Below are 18,634 nucleotides of genomic sequence, written 5' to 3' on the forward strand. Positions count from 1 at the left end.
TTGTTTTTTAGAATCTTAACTAAATAACAATATATGATAAAAGCTTTAATCTAATCCATCCATTTGATTAAAAATAGCCTTAAGTGCCTTTAAATCCTCCGTTGACAATGTAACACCTTTTCCCATTTTAGTACCATCTGGAGACCAGTCACGAAGGTCATATTTTGGTTCTCTTCCATTCCAACTGATGAGGTTCAGTTGTTTTTTCCAACCCTTCGGCGATTCCGATAATTCTCCAATCGTTTTAATTATCTCATATTTTATGTCTGCCAAATCATCACCACCCTATTTACTTTTTCTTTTTAGAATATCTCAAAAAGTATGGATAAACAATAAATTACATCTATAAATAGCCTAGTATCCAATTTAAGATTTTACTTAATATATAGTTAGTGTACTAATTATATTTACACATATTAATTTAAAGAGTACAATATAAAGTAACGCTTTACAAAAGGAGGAGCCATTTTGCACTCATTAGATGACACGATTGGTTTTAATACAGCTAAAACAGCCCGCAAAATTACACGCATACTTTCAAATCATCTCAAAGAATCCCAGCTTACGGCTGAGCAATGGGGCGTTTTAAAACGTTTAACAGAACAAGATCATGTAACTCAGAAACAGTTAGCCCTACGTTCAGATAAAGACCAACCCACCTTGACAAAAATTCTTGATTTATTAGAAAAAAACGGTTTTATTAGCCGGAAATTAAATCCGAACGATCGTCGTTCCTTCTTAATCGCGATCACAGAACAAGGCCGAAAGTTGGTAGACGATCGCTATAATGAGGTTGAATCCCTTTTTCAAAATATTGTCAACGACATCCCAAAAGAGGACTTAGAGACTTTCCAACATGTTCTAGAACAAATTCAGAAGAATATTGATCTACTTCATGATTTACAAAATAACAAATAGGAGGTTAAATTTTGCAATCATCAACATCACGATTATGGACGGGTCAATTTATTATGATTATTTTAACATCTTTTATTTTCTTCTTAGCCCTTCAAATGCTGACGGCTGGTTTCCCAGCTTACATTACAGAGATCACCCAAAACCCAACTAAGGGGGGTATAATGACAACAGCCTTCATGTTGGCGGCCATTATTTCAAGACCAGTCATTGGGATTATTATGCACAAAGTTAATCTGAAGAAAATCCTGTCTTTTATGTTAATAGGCGTTCTTTTTACACTCGTCATTAGTTATAATCAAAGCTCTATGACCTTTCTTGTTGTCTTAAGGCTATTACAGGGGATAAGCTTTGGCGTAGCAACCACGCTTCTTGCTACAATGGCAACCAATATCATCCCGAATCATCGTATTGGAGAAGGTATTGGTTACTTTGGCATTTCAACAAGTCTTGGTACGACACTAGGTCCAATGGTCGCTCTCACACTCCTTCATCATTTTACATTCAACACATTGATCTTTGTGAATATCGGTTTACTCGTCTTAACATGTCTTTTTAGTTTTATTATTAAACAGGAAACACCTGTTGTTCCATTGGAAAAACCTATGAAAAAAACAAATCAACATTCATCCATATGGCAATATGCCTTTGATAAACGAGCATTACTCCCTTGTTTCCTTGTCTTTATCTTTTATATTACTTTCTCAGGTATCGTGAATTTTATTAATGGCATTAGTAATGAAACACACTTAGCTGGAAAAGTCTCTCTTTTCTTCTTAATTAATGCCATTGTTACGCTAGCTATTCGACCTTTTTCGGGAAAAATTTATGATCAAAAAGGACATAAATATCTCATTATTCCAGCCAGTATATGCGGTATTATTGGACTTATTTTAATCTCAATAACACAACATTTTTCTTTACTCTTTGTTGCTGCAGTGTTCTATGGCATAGCCTATGGCATTATGCAACCCACCTTTCAAGCCTGGGCGGTTAGTTTGGTTTCACCAGATAAAAAAGGTACGGCCAATGCAATGGCCTTCAGTTTTATGGATTTAGGCATGGCTTTTGGAGCATCGACTCTTGGAGGAGTGGCTGGTCAAATCGGTTATCGATCCATGTATGGTTTCTCATCTATTCTCATTGTTTTGTTAATCATTCTTTATCTCTTGGCACTCAAAAAACTCTCCCATAGAGCAAAGGGAGAGCTATCAATAGGGAAACAGAGAGCTTAGAAAAATATTTCTATCTATGAAAAGAACCACAATTCCCTTTTTATATAGGATGTTGTGGTCTTTTTTATTCAATCTTTTTTTAAGGTAAGATCAGCAGCATAAATTATCATTTATTTAGGTGTTCATAAAAATAAATGCAATAGTTGTTGAAAAACGAAGTATTGAATGCACTTTCAATTTAAAGAGGTTGTTCAAAAAGTCACCAAATGATAAGCTACGAATCTTGGCGCCCTCTTGTTTTTCCGGTCCTCATGTAGCAAAAACCTACATTCCGGTCCTCAAAACAGCGCCGCCTTGATCTTCTTGCTTCTAATTTGTCACCTTTTTGAACACGCACTTAAAGTTCATTTTTATCATTATTAAGCTTAATATTCCATATAATTGTAATAACAGTTATAACAATATATAATTATTATAACAACTATTACTGATATACATTTTAGAGCATATGATCATACTACAGGGAATTAATAAAAATGGTGGTGGCAAAATGGAAAGAAAAATTACAAAAGTAGGTAACAGTCTAGGTATCACATTACCTAGTGAAGTTTTAAAACACCTCAACGCTGATCAGGGTGATGAAATTAAATTTGTTTTAGAAAGTGACGGCAAGGTAACCTTCAAGAAAAGCCAAAACTTAAATTTCGATGGGTTAGAGGGCATTGATCAAGAATTTTTAGATGGTGTTAAAGATCTTTTTGATAAATACGACTATACACTTAAAAATTTAGTTGATAGATAATAGCCTATGGTTCGATTTATTTCAGATAAAGAGATTATTTTCTTAAATGCCCTCATGATTAACAAGTATTCACCCGGAGAACAAAAGGGAGTAAAAGATGAGAAACTCCTTGATAGTGCACTAAAAAGACCACAATCAAGTGTTTTTGGACAGGATGCTTATCCTTCAATTTTTGAAAAAGCCGCAGCATTATTTTCAAGCGTCTGCCAAAACCATGGTTTCCATAATGCAAATAAACGGACAGGATTTGCTGCGACCTTTTTATTTCTTAAACTCAATGGTTTTATTTTGGACACAAACGAAACAGAAGCAGAGGAATATACACTATTTGTTGTAAACAAAAAACCACCAATAAAAACTATTGCACAGTGGCTAAAAAGAAATTCAAAAAGAAGACCGTAATGGCCTGTGATGCACCAAAGATCACCCAATACTAACATAATAGGTGATCTTTGGTTGAACAAGGATATTTATCATCTAATTATCAATATTTCATCCTTCTATATTTTAATCTTATGATTTATTGGCTGAACATAACGAATGACTGCAAGGGAGGCAATAATAGCTAATCCGCCTGCAAGAAGGAAAGCAATGGTGAATGTTCCTGAGGTTTGAACGATATATCCTGTTAAAGTCGGACCGATAATACCGGCAATATTGGCTAAGAAATGCATAAATCCGCCAACAGATCCAACGTTATGTTTGTCTACAACGTCTTGAATGATGGCCCAGTATATCGCACCTGTTAAGTAGAGAAAAAAAACAGATAATGCGACTAAGGTAACGGCACTTGGGATGGTTGTTACTAGACCAGCAATGCCAATACAGACTGCCGATATAAATAAACAAATAACAAGGACAATTTTACGAGAAAACAATATCCCTTTACCGGCAAACTTTTTAAAAACCCAATCTGAAACTAACCCACCTACAGCTAAACCAATAAATCCAAAGACCCAAGGAATAACCGAAATAATACTCATATCTTTGATACTCACCCCCCGTGCTTTTACTAAATAACTCGGGAACCATGTTAAAAAGAAGAATAGGAACTCCTAAATTTAGGGGGCTATCCCCGTTTTCGTTATAATTTGAGAATTGAATGTATAAAATAAATTTATTCACTTAAAGAGGTGGTTTTTTAATTGGAGAAGTTTATATGCTTAAAAATAAAACACGCACAAGAATTAATAAAAAATAGTCATGAAGATGACGGGTTACAAATTTTAGAAAAATTATGTAATCAATATTCAGCTAATGTGTATATTCGATTAAAATATGCATTGTCGCTTGATGGATTATCAAAAGAAGAACTTGCTATACCAAATTATCAAAAGGCAATTCAGCTCGGCCTAAGTAAAGATCAAGAAAAAGTCGCTTTAATTTGTTTAGCATCGTCTTTTAGAAATATCAACAAACTTGAGGAAGCATTAAATATAATTAATGAAGCACTAAAAAAGCATCCAAATAATGTAGTTGCAGAATGTTTTTATAGTCTCATTTTATTAGACTATCATTGCCCATCACAAGCATTAAAAGTTCTTGGATTAGCGATGTTAAAAAATTCAGAACTAGCTTTATTTGAAGGATTTAAAGATGCTCTTTATGAAAAATACATGGATTTATCGGATTAAGCGGTTTGGAGATCATGTTACTTATATATTTGTTTTTAAATAGGGTTCGAAGTTCCTTAATTAATTTTACGATGGGAACCCCACGGAATCGGGTCTTCTATCCTTTAGTCTTTTCACTCATACTCTTGATGTAAAAGCCGTTTCTTTTTGACCATTCCACACAATATAAGTCGTTGACATTATCGTAACCCTTTTTGCTGAGTTCTTTCCTTAACCATTCTTTATTTTGGTCGATTCTATGTAATTGTTCCTCAATAATTTCGCCTTCGTCCACTAATAAAGCAGATAAGTTAGGATCTTCCTTTTTAACCACTGTTAGAGACCCATCAATTTCTAAGATGGCATGTTTGACATCAAATAAGGAATAAACACCCTGCTCTCGAAGCAAAATTCGTAATTGCTCCATTTCTAAATTGTTTTTTTTGAATTCTTTTATGTTGATATTCCCATTGTGAATTAACGGTGATGATTGCCCATAGATAATTTTTCTGCCCTTCCTTTTTCTAGTTAAAAATTCAAGTAAATAAATCAACACGGCCCAAAAAGCAATAGCATAAATTAATCCTAATATATTCGGTGGGGTATTTAAATAGTTTGCAAGCATATTTGTGACAATAAACAAATGAATAAAATCTAAAGCTGTCAGTTGCCGCATTTTTTTATTACTCTGGATTCTAACAAACACCCACAAACAAACAAAGACAACTAGTAATTTATAAGTAGTCGTTAAATACACGGGAGTTCACTTCCTTTTCTATCGTGTTTGTATGGATTGTGTCCCGTTTTCTCTCCTATTTCCTTTTAAACATTGAAAAAACCTACGTCACTATTCCCTCCCCGCTTCGAACATAAACAAGGCATCCTTCACAAACTATATAAAATTGTATCCTTTCTGTTGTAACTCGTGATCTTTTCATGAAGTTATATTGGCTGATTTTTTTTGAAGTAAACTCCCTACTCTCATTCATTTATATAGATTTATATAAGTTATTTCATTCAACTTATATAAATCTCAAAGATGCTATAGCAAGGTCAAGGATTTTTCCCCTTAAAATCTTGTATTATTTTTTTAAAAAGGTTAATTATATCTTTATAAAAAATCATTATAACTAACCCTATTATCATAAGAATATCCGAAAGTGTTTCCCATTTATCATCGATGCAACTACTAATAAGTACCATAGCTAACCCTATAAAAAAACCTGGATCAGACGAAAGTGATTCGTCATCGTCATCATCTTCTACTTCATCATTTTTCTTTTGATGACTAATATTATTTTTCAATAACTCATCAACTGTAATATCATAAAGATTACTTTGCTATATAATGTTATCGAGATCAGGATTCCCCTTATTACTTTCCCATTTATAAACAGCCTGACGGGAAACATTCATCATTTTAGCTAACTCCTCTCACGATATGCCCCGTTGTTCCCTCAATAACTTTAAACGCTCACACCTAACTCCATTTGAGCACCTCAATTACAGCTTACATGAAGAATCAATTTTGGGAAATAAACTTTCTATACTTTCATGTTAACCAGCAGTTGTCATCAAAATAAAGCACCTAATTCACGCTTATCTACACGTATTTAAATGTATGAAATAAGTTTTTCCTCTATTCTCTTGCTATAATAAGGAAGAAAACATGATAGATCGTCTGGATTCAAATACACTTGATAAAAAGCTATTAGAAAGAATGGTTTTCAGTAAGCATTGGCTTTATAATTTAGCTAATCTATCAAACATATGGAGGGTGAACGATTCGTGGAAAAGTTAATGTTTATTCAAACAGGTTTTGGTGTGGATGTACATGGACAAGACGTGACAAAGGCAGCTATTAGAGCGATTGTCAATGCGATTCATACTAATTCAATGCCTGGTATAACCGAAGTATTACCTAACCATGATCTGAACAACATGAAAGTGAATATTAAATTAGCCGTTCCTTGTGACAAGGACAAATTAGATATTGAAAAAGTTAAAGCTGCCATTCCATACGGAACCGTTACTGTTGAAGTAATGGATGGTGGCATGTTAACCCGCAGTGGAATTTTTCTCGAAGATAAAGAAGATAAAAATGATTTGATGTACATTGTCAATGCATCGATTGAGACAGGCTATTGACGGAATAAAACTATTAGGAGGAACTTTTGTCTATGAAAAATGCGATCACAGAAAGAAAATTGCTTGGTATTGCTGGACTGGCATGGCTATTTGATGCCATGGATGTGGGCATGCTGTCTTTTATTATTGCGGCTTTAAGTGTGGATTGGCATTTAAATGTGGTGCAAATGGGATGGATTGGAAGCATTAACTCGATTGGGATGGCTGTAGGTGCTTTTCTTTTCGGTCTTTTCTCCGATCGTGCAGGAAGAAAATCCATCTTAATTATCACCCTTTTATTATTTTCACTTGGCAGCGGGTTATCTGCATTAACAACCACCCTTTCACTATTTCTGATTTTTCGTTTCATTGTTGGTATGGGGCTTGGCGGCGAACTTCCAGTGGCATCGACACTTGTTTCAGAAAGTGTTCAGCCAGAAAAACGCGGCCGAATCGTTGTCTTGCTTGAGAGTTTTTGGGCCATCGGTTGGCTCATTGCTGCTCTTATTTCTTACTTTATTATTCCACATTTCGGTTGGCGAATAGCTCTTATTCTCAGCGCTATTCCAGCGTTATATGCGATCTATTTACGAATTCATATGCCTGACTCACCAAAATTTCAATCCGCTAAAACAGAAACGAATAGACCTTCTTTTATAAAAAACATGCTAGATGTTTGGTCTAAAGAATTTGTACGCCCAACTATCATGCTATGGATTTTATGGTTCTGTGTGGTGTTTTCGTATTACGGTATGTTCTTATGGCTACCAAGTGTGATGGTCATGAAAGGATTTAGTTTGATCAAAAGTTTTCAGTACGTCTTAATTATGACCTTGGCACAGTTACCTGGATATTTTACAGCCGCTTGGTTTATTGAAAAATGGGGACGTAAATTCGTTCTCATTACGTATCTCATTGGTACAGCATTAAGTGCTTATTTCTTTGGCTCTGCAGAATCTCTAACTGCCCTTCTTATTTCAGGCGTCTTTTTGTCATTTTTTAACTTGGGTGCATGGGGTGCATTATATGCTTACTCTCCTGAACAATACCCAACCAGTATCCGTGGAACAGGATCAGGGATGGCTGCAGCTATTGGTAGGGTAGGCGGCATTTTAGGTCCGCTCCTTGTTGGTTATCTCATCACTCAGCATGTATCCATCAATACCATCTTTATTATTTTTTGTATATCCATCCTTATCGGTGCACTGGCCGTTCTGTTATTAGGTAAAGAAACAAAAAATCGTCAACTTTTATAAAATGAAACTTCGGACCTATACGGGCAGTTGATCCCCACCTACCTTCCTTGAAACAGGTGGGGGTCTTTACTAGCCGTTAAGGCGGGATGAATTGGAGTGACCTTATGTCTACAAATGATGGCAAACACACATGGGGAAAGAATGATCCATTAATTAGAAAACTGTTAACTCTTGAAGAAATACTTTGGACAAACCCACATTATTCCAGGAATAATCAACCGATGAAAAGGAGCTCGATAACCAAGGAAGACATTAAAGAGGCAGACGATCGGTTGAGACGTTTCGCTCCTTATATTGAGAAAGTCTTCCCAGAAACCCGTGTAGCCGGGGGACTCATTGAATCGGAACTAACAAGTATTCCTAAGATGAAAGATCTCTTAGAAAAAATCTATCATGTGTCAATCGATGGCCGTTTGTTACTCAAACGTGATGATCAGCTCCCGATCTCTGGTTCAATTAAGGCTAGAGGTGGTATATATGAAGTGCTTAAGCATGCAGAGTCACTCGCTATCCGCCATGGACTTTTAAAAACAGAGGATAACTATGCCATTTTAAATAGTGAAAAATTCAAAACCTTTTTCTCGAAATATTCCATTGCTGTTGGTTCAACGGGCAATTTAGGTCTAAGTATCGGTATTATGAGTGCACAGATTGGCTTTTCAGTAAAAGTTCACATGTCGCATGACGCAAAACAGTGGAAAAAGGATCTGCTAAGAGAAAAAGGCGCCGAGGTCGTTGAATATAAAACAGATTATAGTCTGGCTGTTGAAGAAGGGAGAAAGGAGGCAGAGAAAGACCCCACATGTTATTTTATCGATGATGAAAATTCTAAAGACTTATTTCTAGGGTATGCCACTTCCGCACTTCGACTAAAAAAACAACTAGAGGATTCAAATGTCGCCATTGATGCAAATCATCCCCTTTTTGTCTATCTGCCTTGCGGAGTTGGTGGGGGACCTGGTGGAGTCGCTTTCGGTCTAAAAACGCTTTATCAAGAGCACGTTCATTGCTTTTTTGCTGAACCAACACACTCCCCTTGTATGCTTTTAGGACTATCAACAGGACTACATGATAAAATTTCTGTCCAAGACATTGGATTAGATAACAAAACAGATGCAGATGGACTTGCTGTTGGTCGGCCTTCTGGTTTCGTTGGAAAATTAATTGAACCTTTTATTAGTGGGTGTTATACCGCTCGTGATACCACACTTTATCAACTGTTAAGTACGCTGATTCAAACTGAAGGCATTTATTTAGAACCATCTGCACTAGCCGGTATGTTCGGACCGATTCAACTTTTAACAAATGGATCATCTTACCTTAAGACTAATGATTTGATGAACAAAATAGAAAAAGGAACTCATATCGTATGGGCAACAGGTGGGAGCATGGTTCCAGAGGAAATCATGAAGGAGTATGATAAAAAAGGTCGGGCGTTATTAGAAAAAAAATAAGAGAACTCGCTAAAGTGAGTTCTCTTTCTATTGATTAATGAACGGTAGCTGGTTTTGAGTTAGGATCTTTTTTATCATCATCAACTAGACTATATTTTTGCCAAGCTCCATTTTTCCAACGAAAATGCATCGTAATAGCACGAATCCATTCGTCCGTTGCATTCGCTATCCAAATTCCTGACAAACCCATGTTTAAATGAAAAACAAGAAAATAACCAAGCGGTAAGCTGACACCTACCATCGAGATTAGCCCCATATAAAGAGGGAATTTGGCATCTCCCGCCGCCCGCAAGGAATTAATCATGATAATATTGCCTGTGCGTCCTGTTTCTAGCAAAATACTATAGAGGATCACTTCAGAACCAAGTTTAATAATATCAGCATTTGTTGTGAACAAACCAAAAAGTGGTTCTCGTGCAGCTATGATGATGATATCCATCACTATGGTCACTAACAAAGACCATTTCACACTTTGCCTTACTCGACGGTAAGCTTCAACCGGTTCTTTAGCTCCAACTAATCTTCCAGTAATGATGGCTGTTCCCATGGAGACGGCCACACTGAATAAATAGATGTACATCGAAATATTCACAGCATATTGTCTAGTCGCTATGGCTTCTGCACCAAGATAAGTCGCATAAAAGAAAAACATGAGCTGACAGCATTGATAAGTGATTTGTTCAACCGCAGATGGAATACCAATATTAAAGATCTTCTTTACATAACTTTTTGTTAAGGTTAAATAATCCTTGATTTTTAGTCTAACATCCATGAGTTGATAAAACAGAATGAAAAAGATAATTAAACAAATAAATCGACTACCGATATTTGATATGGCTGCCCCTTCGACACCCATAGCTGGAGATCCAAAATGCCCGAAGATGAACATATAGTTAAACACTAAGTGAAGGATATTCAGTAACACTGAAACGAGCATCGTATGTTTGGTATAACCATAGGTACGAATAATGGCAGCTAATATATTAATCAGTGCCTGTAAGAAGATGCCTCCACCAACAATCATCAAATAGGTTTTTGCATAGACATAAATATCGCCATGTAGGTTCATGGCTTGGAGCATTAATCCCCCAAAAGCAATGAAGATCAGGCTAAGAGAGACACCCACCATTAAATTTAAGGTAATAGCGACTGCAGAAATTTTAGCTGCTTCATATAATTTCTTAGAACCAATGTATTGTGCTATAACGATCGCTGCACCATTTCCGATCACCTCTAAAACCAAGATCGCAATCGTGATGATCTGATTGGATGCTCCTACCCCGGCAACAGCATCATCAGAAACACCGCTGATCATAAATGTATCAACACTACCCACTAACATAAATAAAAAGACCTCAAGAAAAATAGGCCACGTTAGACGAATAAGTTTTAAATCATTAGGTACAGACTGCTTTGAAACAGCTTGTTTCTTTTGCACTCTCGTCACCTTCCTCCTTTAAGAGGTTGTTCAAAAAGTCACCAAATGATAAGCTACGAATCTCGGCGCCCACTTGTTTTTCCGGTGCTCATGTAGGGATATAAGAGGATCTTCAACTAAAATCGCTCACGTCCTGTGAGCAACGTTGAAGCTACCACATCATGTGGAATGCCGGTCCTCAAAACAGCGCCGCCTTGATCTTCTTGCTTCTAATTTGCCACCTTTTTGAACACACACTTTAATAAAAAATTTGTTAAAAGCAATACGTATCGTAGCACATTAATCATGGTAATGCACGTACTTTTTACCAAAAAAAACTTTTATTTTTTTACCCTATTTTTAGCCTTACCCAACCAATGATTATCTAATTCACTATTATAAAAAGCCTTATCCATTAGGTTAAGGCTTATACGTTCTATATATCCAATTTTACAGTAACTTTAAACAAATCCCCATCTAATTCAATGTCAAACTCACCATGATGAAGATCAATGATCGATTTACTAATCGCAAGACCAAGACCTGATCCTTCGGTATGCCGAGAAGCATCTCCTCGTTTGAATCGCTCAAAAAGTTCATCCATATTGCCGCCTAGTTCATATTTGGTGACATTTTTAAATGTGATAATGGCTTCGTTTTTTTCTGCTCTCAAATCAATATAAACACGTGTATTTTCTAATGAGTATTTAACAACGTTCCCGATTAAATTATCAAAGACACGCCATATTTTTTGTCCGTCTACAATTGCATGAACAGGTTGGTCTGGTTTTGTTACTCGAAATTGAAGCTTTGAATCTTGAATAATGTCATCGTACTCTGCTAAAGCTTGCTGGAGAAGTTCATTTAAATTCACTTGCTCTAAGTTAAGTTCGATATTGCCACTCGTCATTTTTGTGACTTCAAATAAATCATCGATAAGTACTTTCAAGCGCTTGGCTTTTCGATCAATAATCAGAACGTAACTATTGCGCTCATCATGTGAGAGGTCAGGTGTTTTTAGTAATTCCGTATAGGTGATCACGGAAGTTAACGGTGTTCTTAGGTCATGACTCACATTAGTGATTAATTCGTTTTTCAATCGTTCACTTTTTGCTTGTTCCTTCTGGGATGTTTTTACCCCATGCTTAAGTGAATTAATGTCTTCTGCAAGTTTTGCGAGTGGCGTTAAGCCCTTAACAGGAAGGTCTTGGACAGTTTCACCACGAACAATTTGTCTAGCATTGATCATGATTCGTTTCAAGTATCCAACGTATCTTAAGACCACAATGAGAGTTGGTAATCCAACTAATAAGAAAGCTAGTGTAATGGGAATAAGAGATCCTGTAACATAATAGGATAATGCAGCCACAATTCCAAATAAAAAGATAAGAGTTAGGAGAATAAAGACAGAAAGCTGCATACCAACACGATTTTGCAATGCTTTTGTTATTGTGATATAGATGAAATAAATCACACTTTTTTCCCATTGAAGACTTCGATTACTATTTTTTACGATATCAATTAAAAAGATCAGTTGAATAGCAAGTGTCGCCATAGACAAAATAGCCATTCCTTGTTCCCAAAAAATATCAAAACTATAAAATGTATAATCGACATAAGTCCAGCTCGTACTGTAATTTATATAAGCTATAACAAAGATAAGGTTCAATAAAAAAAGCACGAATCGTACATCAATGGGTATTTTGTCATATACGTTAATAAAATGTGTTTTGACGATTCTTTGCCATACATTTCGTTTCTTATATAAATAATAGCTGAGGATTAAAGCAATTAAACCGAAGACAAAACAGATGATAATGATGACTTTTTTAACCTGATATTGATGATATTGATCCATAATAAAGTGATTTTTGGGTGCTGAATGTAATATAAAAATTTGCCCCTCAAATTTTTTTGCATTTTTTCTCAGTACGTTTACGATGGTTACACTAGGTGCCTGTAGACTCTCGCTCTCTGATGTTGTCTGAAATCCAACTCCAACTCCTTCATCTGGTATATTTATAAAATTTGCCGTATTAAATTCTGTTCGTTTTGACACCGAAAACTTGTCATTAAATAGCATATCATTTTGGTTAATATCTTTGTCTTGACCTGATATGTTCGTATAAATTTTATCCGTCTTAGTATCCCTGAGGTAATATTTGAATACTTTATTCCCAAAATTCAAGTTTTTTCGATTATATTTTTCGATATTTCGGTAGTATTTATCAATTTGTTCTTCTTTCGCTTTAATAATTTTATTTTTTACATAGTCATCGCTACTAAAGTTTTTGTTTATTTCCTCTATTTTTTTATCGCGTTCTTTTTTATATAGTTTTCTGCATCTTTATTTTTATTCTTCTTTGCCTCGTTAATTTTGCTTTCATATTGTTCTGTAATATTTGAGACTTGCGCTATTAAATCCCCATATTGATATCGGTAATCATGAATTTCTTGATCAGTGACCGTCATACTTTTTTTGACCTCTGATGGACTAGGATGGTTTAACTCGAGTGTTGCTAAGGCTGTTTCAAATTCATTTAATTCACTTTGGAAATTTGGTGTTTGAAAATAATTGCCTCTGATATACTGCGTGCCATGACTAAATACAGTAAATAAACCATATACTCCACTGGCTAGAAGTAATATCCATATGCCTATAAACAATCTATTTTTCAATTTTGTATCCAATCCCCCATACCACCTTTAAATATCTTGGATTTTTCGGATCAATCTCGATTTTTTCTCGAATTTTCCGGATATGTACTGCGACCGTATTTTCTGCGTGATAACAAGGCTCATTCCATACTCGCTCATAAATGTCATGAATTGAAAAAACCCGTCCTGCATGCGTCATTAATAATTCACAAATTTTATATTCAATCGGAGTCAGCTTAACTTCCTCGCCATTAACTGTGACCCGTTTTGCTGATGGTTCAAGAGTCAACCCGCGGATATCAATGACTTGCTCCATTCCGTCATATGTCCCTAGTTTCACATAACGTCTCAGCTGTGATTTGACTCTGGCAATCAATTCAAGCGGATTAAAGGGCTTTGTAACATAATCGTCTGCCCCTACTTGTAAACCAAGAATCTTATCCGTATCCTCACTCTTTGCGCTCAAAATAATAATGGGGATATTCTTTTGTTCTCGAATTTTAAAAGTCGTGGAAATACCATCTAATCTAGGCATCATGACGTCTAAAATAATAAGATGAATCTCGTGTTCATTTAGTTTATCTATCGCTTCAATCCCATCTTTTGCTTTAATCACAGTAATTCCTTCATTTTTCAAATATATTTCAATCGCATCACGAATTTCTTTTTCATCATCGACAACTAACACTTGGTAATCATTCATCACTCTCACTCCTTTCTCTCGAGTATATCATGTCAACCTTTCTATCACTGCTTATAGTCTAATTCATAAATCTTAACAACTTCCTATCATAAAAATGAAGATTTTCTTAAGAAATGATGAGTTGAATGTAAAAAACTCAATTTATTTAATTAAGGTTAGTAGGAATGTCCAGTCATTTTCTTCTAAACCTTTTTTAATTGTTTACTCATAAGTTAAATCGTTAACCAATTAAAATATCGTGTTGACAAATAAACAATGTAAACCTATCATTATTCATAGTTAACAAAAGGAGGATTATCATGAAAACGAAATCATTAACTCTTATTTCATTATTTGTGGCTGTTATGATCGTATTTGGAACTCTTCCTACGATTCAAATTCCATTTATCCCTGTCCCATTCACCTTCCAGATGATCGGCGTTATGTTGGTGGGCAGTATTTTAGGTGCTAGAAAAGGATTTATTGCCATGTTGGTCTTCATCATCCTCATAGCTGCTGGATGCCCATTTTTATCCGGTGGAAGAGGTGGTTTAGCCGTATTGTTTGGACCGACTGGAGGCTACATCCTTTCATGGCCGATCGCTGTTTTTGTCATCGGACTTATTACAGATCATATTAAAACCATGAAATTTGTCGTGGCCCAGTACTATTTCGCTATTTTAGTAGGTATCTTCATTATTTATTTTTCAGGCATACTTTGGCTATCCATTTATAATCACTTACCACTTAATAGTGTCATAGCTGGAAATTCCATTCTATTTGTTTTGGATCTTGTAAAAGCCGCTTTATGTGCAACTTTAAGCAGTCAATTAAGAAGCAGACTTGCTATCTCTGGTAAATTATCTTAAAAATAAATTTCTTATATTAAGTGAAGACCACTTTTATTTTTTATTTGAATGAACCTAAAATACTTAGAAAAGAGGGTACGACAATGAAATGGTTTAGTTTAGCTCAAAAAGTGATCAATGGTTATGAATGTACCAAGGAAGATGCCTTAGATATATTAAATACTCCAGAAGATGATACGTTAGGTCTTGTTTATGGTGCGTATCAGATAAGAAAACATTATTATGGCAATAACGTTAAATTAAATATGATTATTAATGCAAAAAGTGGCCGTTGTGCGGAGAACTGTGGTTATTGTTCACAGTCTATCTATGCTAATACACAAATTGAAAATTATTCTCTTGTTAATGAGGAAACGATTCTCAAAGGGGCAAGGAAAGCAAAAGCAGATAACGTGGGAACATATTGTATTGTGATGAGTGGTCGCAAGGCTTCGCCAAGAGAAATACGGGCTGTCTGTTCAGCCGTGAAAAAAATTAAAGATGAAATGAATCTTAAAATCTGTGCTTGTCTCGGGCTTATTAATGAAGAACAAGCCAAAGAGTTAAAAGCAGCTGGAGTGGACCGGTTTAATCATAATATTAATACAAGTGAAGCCCATCATGATCATATTACAACGACGCATCACTACCAAGACCGTGTTAACACCATTGAAGCTGTTAAAAAAGCCCAAATATCACCTTGTTCAGGTATTATTTGCGGCATGGGAGAGTCTAAAGAAGATTTAATTGATATGGCTTTTGCCTTGAAATCCCTCGATGCTGACTCTATTCCAGTCAACTTTCTCCATGCTATCCCTGGTACAAAACTAGAAAACATGGATGAATTAACGCCGAATAAATGCTTAAAGATCTTAGCTCTTTTTCGTTATATTAATCCAAAAAAGGAAATTCGTTTGTCAGGCGGCCGTGAAGTTAATTTGCGCTCACTACAAAGCCTTGGTCTTTATATCGCCAATTCCATCTTTGTTGGAGATTACTTAACAACAGCAGGACAAGATAAAACCGAAGATTATAAAATGATCGAGGATCTTGGATTTAAGATTGAATCAAATGCATTTGAAACCGAAGCCCAAAAACTCTAATAATCAAGTTCCTTCTTTACGAATGCTCCTTTAGGTATGAATTTGGATAATTATGATATTATAAACCTATACATACTTATATGTTTATTCAAAGGGAGATGTTGAAACGTGAAGAATGAACTCATTGAACGATTCACTTCATATGTAAAAGTCGATACGCAATCAAATGAAGATATTGAAACTTGCCCGTCAACTCCTGGCCAATTAACCCTTGCCAACAGTCTTGTTGAGGAACTTAAGTCTATTGGTATGGAAGAAGTGACAATAGACGAGAACGGCTATGTTATGGCTACTCTACCTGCAAACACATCAAAAAATGTTCCCACTATTGGTTTCTTGGCACATGTGGATACGGCAACTGATTTTACTGGAAAAAATGTCAATCCTCAAATTGTTGAAAATTACGACGGGAAAGACATCGTTCTAAATGAAGCTTTGAAAGTTGTTTTATCACCAACGACCTTCCCTGAACTTGCCAAATATAAAGGTCATACCCTGATTACAACAGATGGTACGACACTACTTGGCGCTGATGATAAATCTGGTATTTCTGAAATTATGACCGCCATGAATTATCTCATTCAACATCCAGAGATCAAACATGGCCGAGTTCGCGTTGCCTTCACACCAGATGAAGAAATAGGACGTGGACCGCATAAGTTTAATGTTAAAGCTTTTGATGCTAAATATGCCTACACGATGGATGGCGGGCCTCTTGGCGAGTTACAATATGAAAGTTTCAATGCTGCTCAAGCCAAAATAACGATTAAGGGAAGCAATGTCCACCCTGGATCTGCAAAAAATAAAATGATCAATTCCATGAAAATCGCATTTGCCTTTAATAGTAAATTACCAGTTAAAGATGCCCCTGAATATACCGAAAACTATGAAGGATTCTATCATTTACTTTCGATCGAAGGGGACGTTGAACAAACAAAAATGATCTACATTATCCGTGATCATGACCGTGAGAAGTTCAACGCTAAAAAAGAAACCGTGAAAACACTAATTAATGAATTTAAAGAAACATATGGTGAAGACAACGTCATTCTTGAATTAAAAGATCAATATTTTAATATGCGTGAAAAAATAGAGCCCGTTAAAGAAATTGTGGATATTGCACATCAAGCCATGGAAAATCTTGATATAAAACCGATTGTTGAACCCATCCGCGGAGGAACCGATGGATCTCAACTTTCCTACATGGGTCTACCTACACCGAACATTTTTACAGGCGGAGAAAATTTTCACGGTAAATATGAATATATATCCGTTGATAATATGATCAAAGCAACGAATGTCATTATTGGGATAGCTAAATTATTTGAAGAAAGAGCTTAATAAGAAGAGGTGCGAGATATTATCGCACCTCTTTTCCTTTAATCCCAAGCTAACTTATCAAAATTAGGACTTCCCTTTTTTCTAAATCATTGATATCATTCAACTACTCTAAACTAGAAAGGAACATCAACCAGTGAATCAATCAATCAAAAGAAACTTTCCCCCCTTCAGAGCAGATCAAGTTGGAAGTTTACTCCGTACTGATCGTATAAAACAAGCACGTCAACAAAAAGCTCAAGGTGAAATCACTTCAGCACAATTACGTCTTATTGAAGATGAAGAAATAAAACGTATAGTAGCTAAACAAAAAGAGATAGGATTACAAGCTGTAACAGATGGCGAATTTCGCCGAGCATGGTGGCACTTCGATTTTCTAGAAGGTTTGGATGGTGTTCAAAAGTTTGTCTCAGATAGCGGTATCCAATTCCATAACGTAACGACCAAAGCCCGTGGAATAAAAGTTGTCGATAAAATTGACTTCACCAATCATCCCATGTTAGAAGATTATAAGTTCCTACATCGTATTGCAGGAGATCATGTCGCAAAAATGACCATCCCTAGTCCTAATATGCTTTTATTTAGAGGGATTGTAGAAGATGGTGTCTACCCCTATAAGGAAGACATGTACCGCGACTTATCTCATGCATATAAAAAAGCAATAAAATCTTTTTATGATGCTGGTTGTCGTTATTTGCAACTCGATGATACAGCTTGGGCTCATTTATGCTCTGACGAACAAAAAGAAAAACTACGTTCGCGAGGATTTGATCCTGAGGAAATGCGAGCAACATTTACAAAGACCATTAATGACGCTGTAGCCGGTCGTCCAGAAGATATGGCGATTACCATGCATATTTGCCGAGGTAACTTCCAATCAACTTGGTTGTTTGCTGGTGGATATGAGCCGATAGCTGAGGATATTTTCGAAAAATTAAATGTAGACGGTTTATTCTTAGAGTATGACAATGATCGATCTGGCGGATTTGAACCTCTTCGTTTCGTTAATCGTTCAGATCTTAATATTGTCCTTGGACTGATTACATCAAAATATGGTGAACTTGAAAATGCAGATGACGTTAAACGCCGTATTGAAGAAGCTTCAAAATACGTTAATCTAGATCAACTTTGCCTCAGTCCACAATGCGGATTCGCCTCTACTGAAGAAGGTAACAAACTAACAGAAGAGCAACAATGGGACAAGCTACGCCATGTTGTCAATATTGCAAATGACGTTTGGAAATAA

General features: G+C 35.8%; 19 protein-coding genes and 2 pseudogenes. 12 read left to right on the top strand and 9 right to left on the bottom strand.

The annotated features are described in order from the left end of the window. Positions 1–45: 45 nt before the first annotated feature. Entirely contained in the window at positions 46–273 is a 228-nt protein-coding gene (locus FG390_RS04440; protein WP_141189826.1) for a YdbC family protein, read from the bottom strand. 195 nt (positions 274–468) lie between these two features. On the opposite strand from FG390_RS04440, the gene FG390_RS04445 reads away from it, so the two are divergent. The 4 genes from FG390_RS04445 to FG390_RS04460 all read left to right on the top strand — a co-directional run bounded on the left by FG390_RS04445 (position 469) and on the right by FG390_RS04460 (position 3,294). Continuing rightward, the gene (locus tag FG390_RS04445; protein ID WP_141189827.1) at positions 469–918 is read left to right on the top strand and encodes a MarR family winged helix-turn-helix transcriptional regulator; all 450 of its coding nucleotides are present in this window, start codon (positions 469–471) and stop codon (positions 916–918) included. A gap of 11 nt (positions 919–929) precedes the next feature. Then, a complete protein-coding gene (locus FG390_RS04450) occupies positions 930–2,150 on the top strand; it encodes an MFS transporter (RefSeq protein WP_141189828.1) in 1,221 nt (406 codons plus the stop codon). A gap of 490 nt (positions 2,151–2,640) precedes the next feature. Further along, positions 2,641–2,892: an AbrB/MazE/SpoVT family DNA-binding domain-containing protein gene (locus FG390_RS04455; protein WP_181406372.1), complete on the top strand. Its 252-nt coding sequence runs from the start codon at positions 2,641–2,643 to the stop codon at positions 2,890–2,892. Positions 2,893–2,898: 6 nt separating this feature from the next. Then, on the top strand, positions 2,899–3,294 hold the full coding sequence (locus FG390_RS04460; protein ID WP_141189830.1) for a type II toxin-antitoxin system death-on-curing family toxin: 396 nt from the start codon (positions 2,899–2,901) through the stop codon (positions 3,292–3,294). A 98-nt stretch (positions 3,295–3,392) separates the two neighbouring features. On the opposite strand, the pseudogene FG390_RS04465 reads toward FG390_RS04460, so the two are convergent. Further along, positions 3,393–3,941: pseudogene (locus FG390_RS04465) on the bottom strand (MFS transporter); the annotation flags it as partial. Between the two features lie 96 nt (positions 3,942–4,037). Here FG390_RS04465 and FG390_RS04470 point away from each other — a divergent pair. Next, positions 4,038–4,526, top strand: a complete 489-nt coding sequence (locus FG390_RS04470; protein WP_141189831.1) for a tetratricopeptide repeat protein — start codon at positions 4,038–4,040, stop codon at positions 4,524–4,526. 97 nt (positions 4,527–4,623) lie between these two features. Here FG390_RS04470 and FG390_RS04475 read toward each other — a convergent pair whose 3' ends face one another. The 3 genes and pseudogenes from FG390_RS04475 to FG390_RS16200 form a co-directional block, all read right to left on the bottom strand. Beyond that, on the bottom strand, positions 4,624–5,262 hold the full coding sequence (locus FG390_RS04475; protein ID WP_141189832.1) for a DUF421 domain-containing protein: 639 nt from the start codon (positions 5,260–5,262) through the stop codon (positions 4,624–4,626). A gap of 296 nt (positions 5,263–5,558) precedes the next feature. Further along, positions 5,559–5,810 (bottom strand): hypothetical protein, encoded by a 252-nt coding sequence (locus tag FG390_RS04480; protein WP_141189833.1) that lies wholly within the window; start codon positions 5,808–5,810, stop codon positions 5,559–5,561. Between the two features lie 36 nt (positions 5,811–5,846). Then, positions 5,847–5,927: pseudogene (locus FG390_RS16200) on the bottom strand (helix-turn-helix domain-containing protein); the annotation flags it as partial. A 366-nt stretch (positions 5,928–6,293) separates the two neighbouring features. Between FG390_RS16200 and FG390_RS04490 the strand changes: the two are divergent. From FG390_RS04490 to dsdA, 3 genes are all read left to right on the top strand, one after another. Continuing rightward, positions 6,294–6,653, top strand: coding sequence for a Lin0512 family protein (locus FG390_RS04490; protein WP_141189834.1), 360 nt, complete (start codon positions 6,294–6,296; stop codon positions 6,651–6,653). Positions 6,654–6,685: 32 nt separating this feature from the next. Continuing rightward, entirely contained in the window at positions 6,686–7,888 is a 1,203-nt protein-coding gene (niaP, locus tag FG390_RS04495) for an MFS transporter (RefSeq protein ID WP_141189835.1), read from the top strand. Positions 7,889–7,992: 104 nt separating this feature from the next. Continuing rightward, positions 7,993–9,342 (top strand): D-serine ammonia-lyase, encoded by a 1,350-nt coding sequence (gene dsdA, locus FG390_RS04500; protein WP_141189836.1) that lies wholly within the window; start codon positions 7,993–7,995, stop codon positions 9,340–9,342. A 34-nt stretch (positions 9,343–9,376) separates the two neighbouring features. On the opposite strand, the gene FG390_RS04505 is transcribed toward dsdA, so the two are convergent. The 4 genes from FG390_RS04505 to FG390_RS04520 all read right to left on the bottom strand — a co-directional run bounded on the left by FG390_RS04505 (position 9,377) and on the right by FG390_RS04520 (position 14,120). Continuing rightward, on the bottom strand, positions 9,377–10,789 hold the full coding sequence (locus FG390_RS04505) for an MATE family efflux transporter (RefSeq protein WP_141189837.1): 1,413 nt from the start codon (positions 10,787–10,789) through the stop codon (positions 9,377–9,379). A 406-nt stretch (positions 10,790–11,195) separates the two neighbouring features. Continuing rightward, positions 11,196–12,818, bottom strand: a complete 1,623-nt coding sequence (locus tag FG390_RS04510) for a sensor histidine kinase (protein WP_181406373.1) — start codon at positions 12,816–12,818, stop codon at positions 11,196–11,198. Positions 12,819–13,063: 245 nt separating this feature from the next. Next, positions 13,064–13,450 (bottom strand): hypothetical protein, encoded by a 387-nt coding sequence (locus FG390_RS04515; RefSeq protein WP_141189839.1) that lies wholly within the window; start codon positions 13,448–13,450, stop codon positions 13,064–13,066. Next, entirely contained in the window at positions 13,428–14,120 is a 693-nt protein-coding gene (locus FG390_RS04520) for a response regulator transcription factor (protein ID WP_141189840.1), read from the bottom strand. The genes FG390_RS04515 and FG390_RS04520 overlap by 23 nt, the downstream gene beginning before the upstream one ends. Positions 14,121–14,419: 299 nt before the next feature. On the opposite strand from FG390_RS04520, the gene FG390_RS04525 reads away from it, so the two are divergent. The 4 genes from FG390_RS04525 (at position 14,420) to FG390_RS04540 (ending at position 18,634) form a co-directional block, all read left to right on the top strand. Then, positions 14,420–14,968 carry a biotin transporter BioY gene (locus tag FG390_RS04525; protein WP_141189841.1) on the top strand — a complete coding sequence of 183 codons (549 nt, stop codon included), beginning with the start codon at positions 14,420–14,422 and terminating at the stop codon, positions 14,966–14,968. Between the two features lie 83 nt (positions 14,969–15,051). Next, positions 15,052–16,050, top strand: coding sequence for a biotin synthase BioB (gene bioB, locus FG390_RS04530; RefSeq protein ID WP_141189842.1), 999 nt, complete (start codon positions 15,052–15,054; stop codon positions 16,048–16,050). Positions 16,051–16,158: 108 nt separating this feature from the next. Beyond that, complete coding sequence (gene pepT, locus FG390_RS04535; protein WP_141189843.1) at positions 16,159–17,391, top strand: peptidase T; 1,233 nt, start codon at positions 16,159–16,161, stop codon at positions 17,389–17,391. A 133-nt stretch (positions 17,392–17,524) separates the two neighbouring features. Then, positions 17,525–18,634, top strand: coding sequence for a 5-methyltetrahydropteroyltriglutamate--homocysteine S-methyltransferase (locus FG390_RS04540; protein ID WP_141189844.1), 1,110 nt, complete (start codon positions 17,525–17,527; stop codon positions 18,632–18,634).

It is taken from the genome of Terrilactibacillus laevilacticus (assembly GCF_006517395.1).
In the GTDB taxonomy this organism is placed as follows: Bacteria; Bacillota; Bacilli; order Bacillales; family Sporolactobacillaceae; genus Terrilactibacillus; species Terrilactibacillus laevilacticus.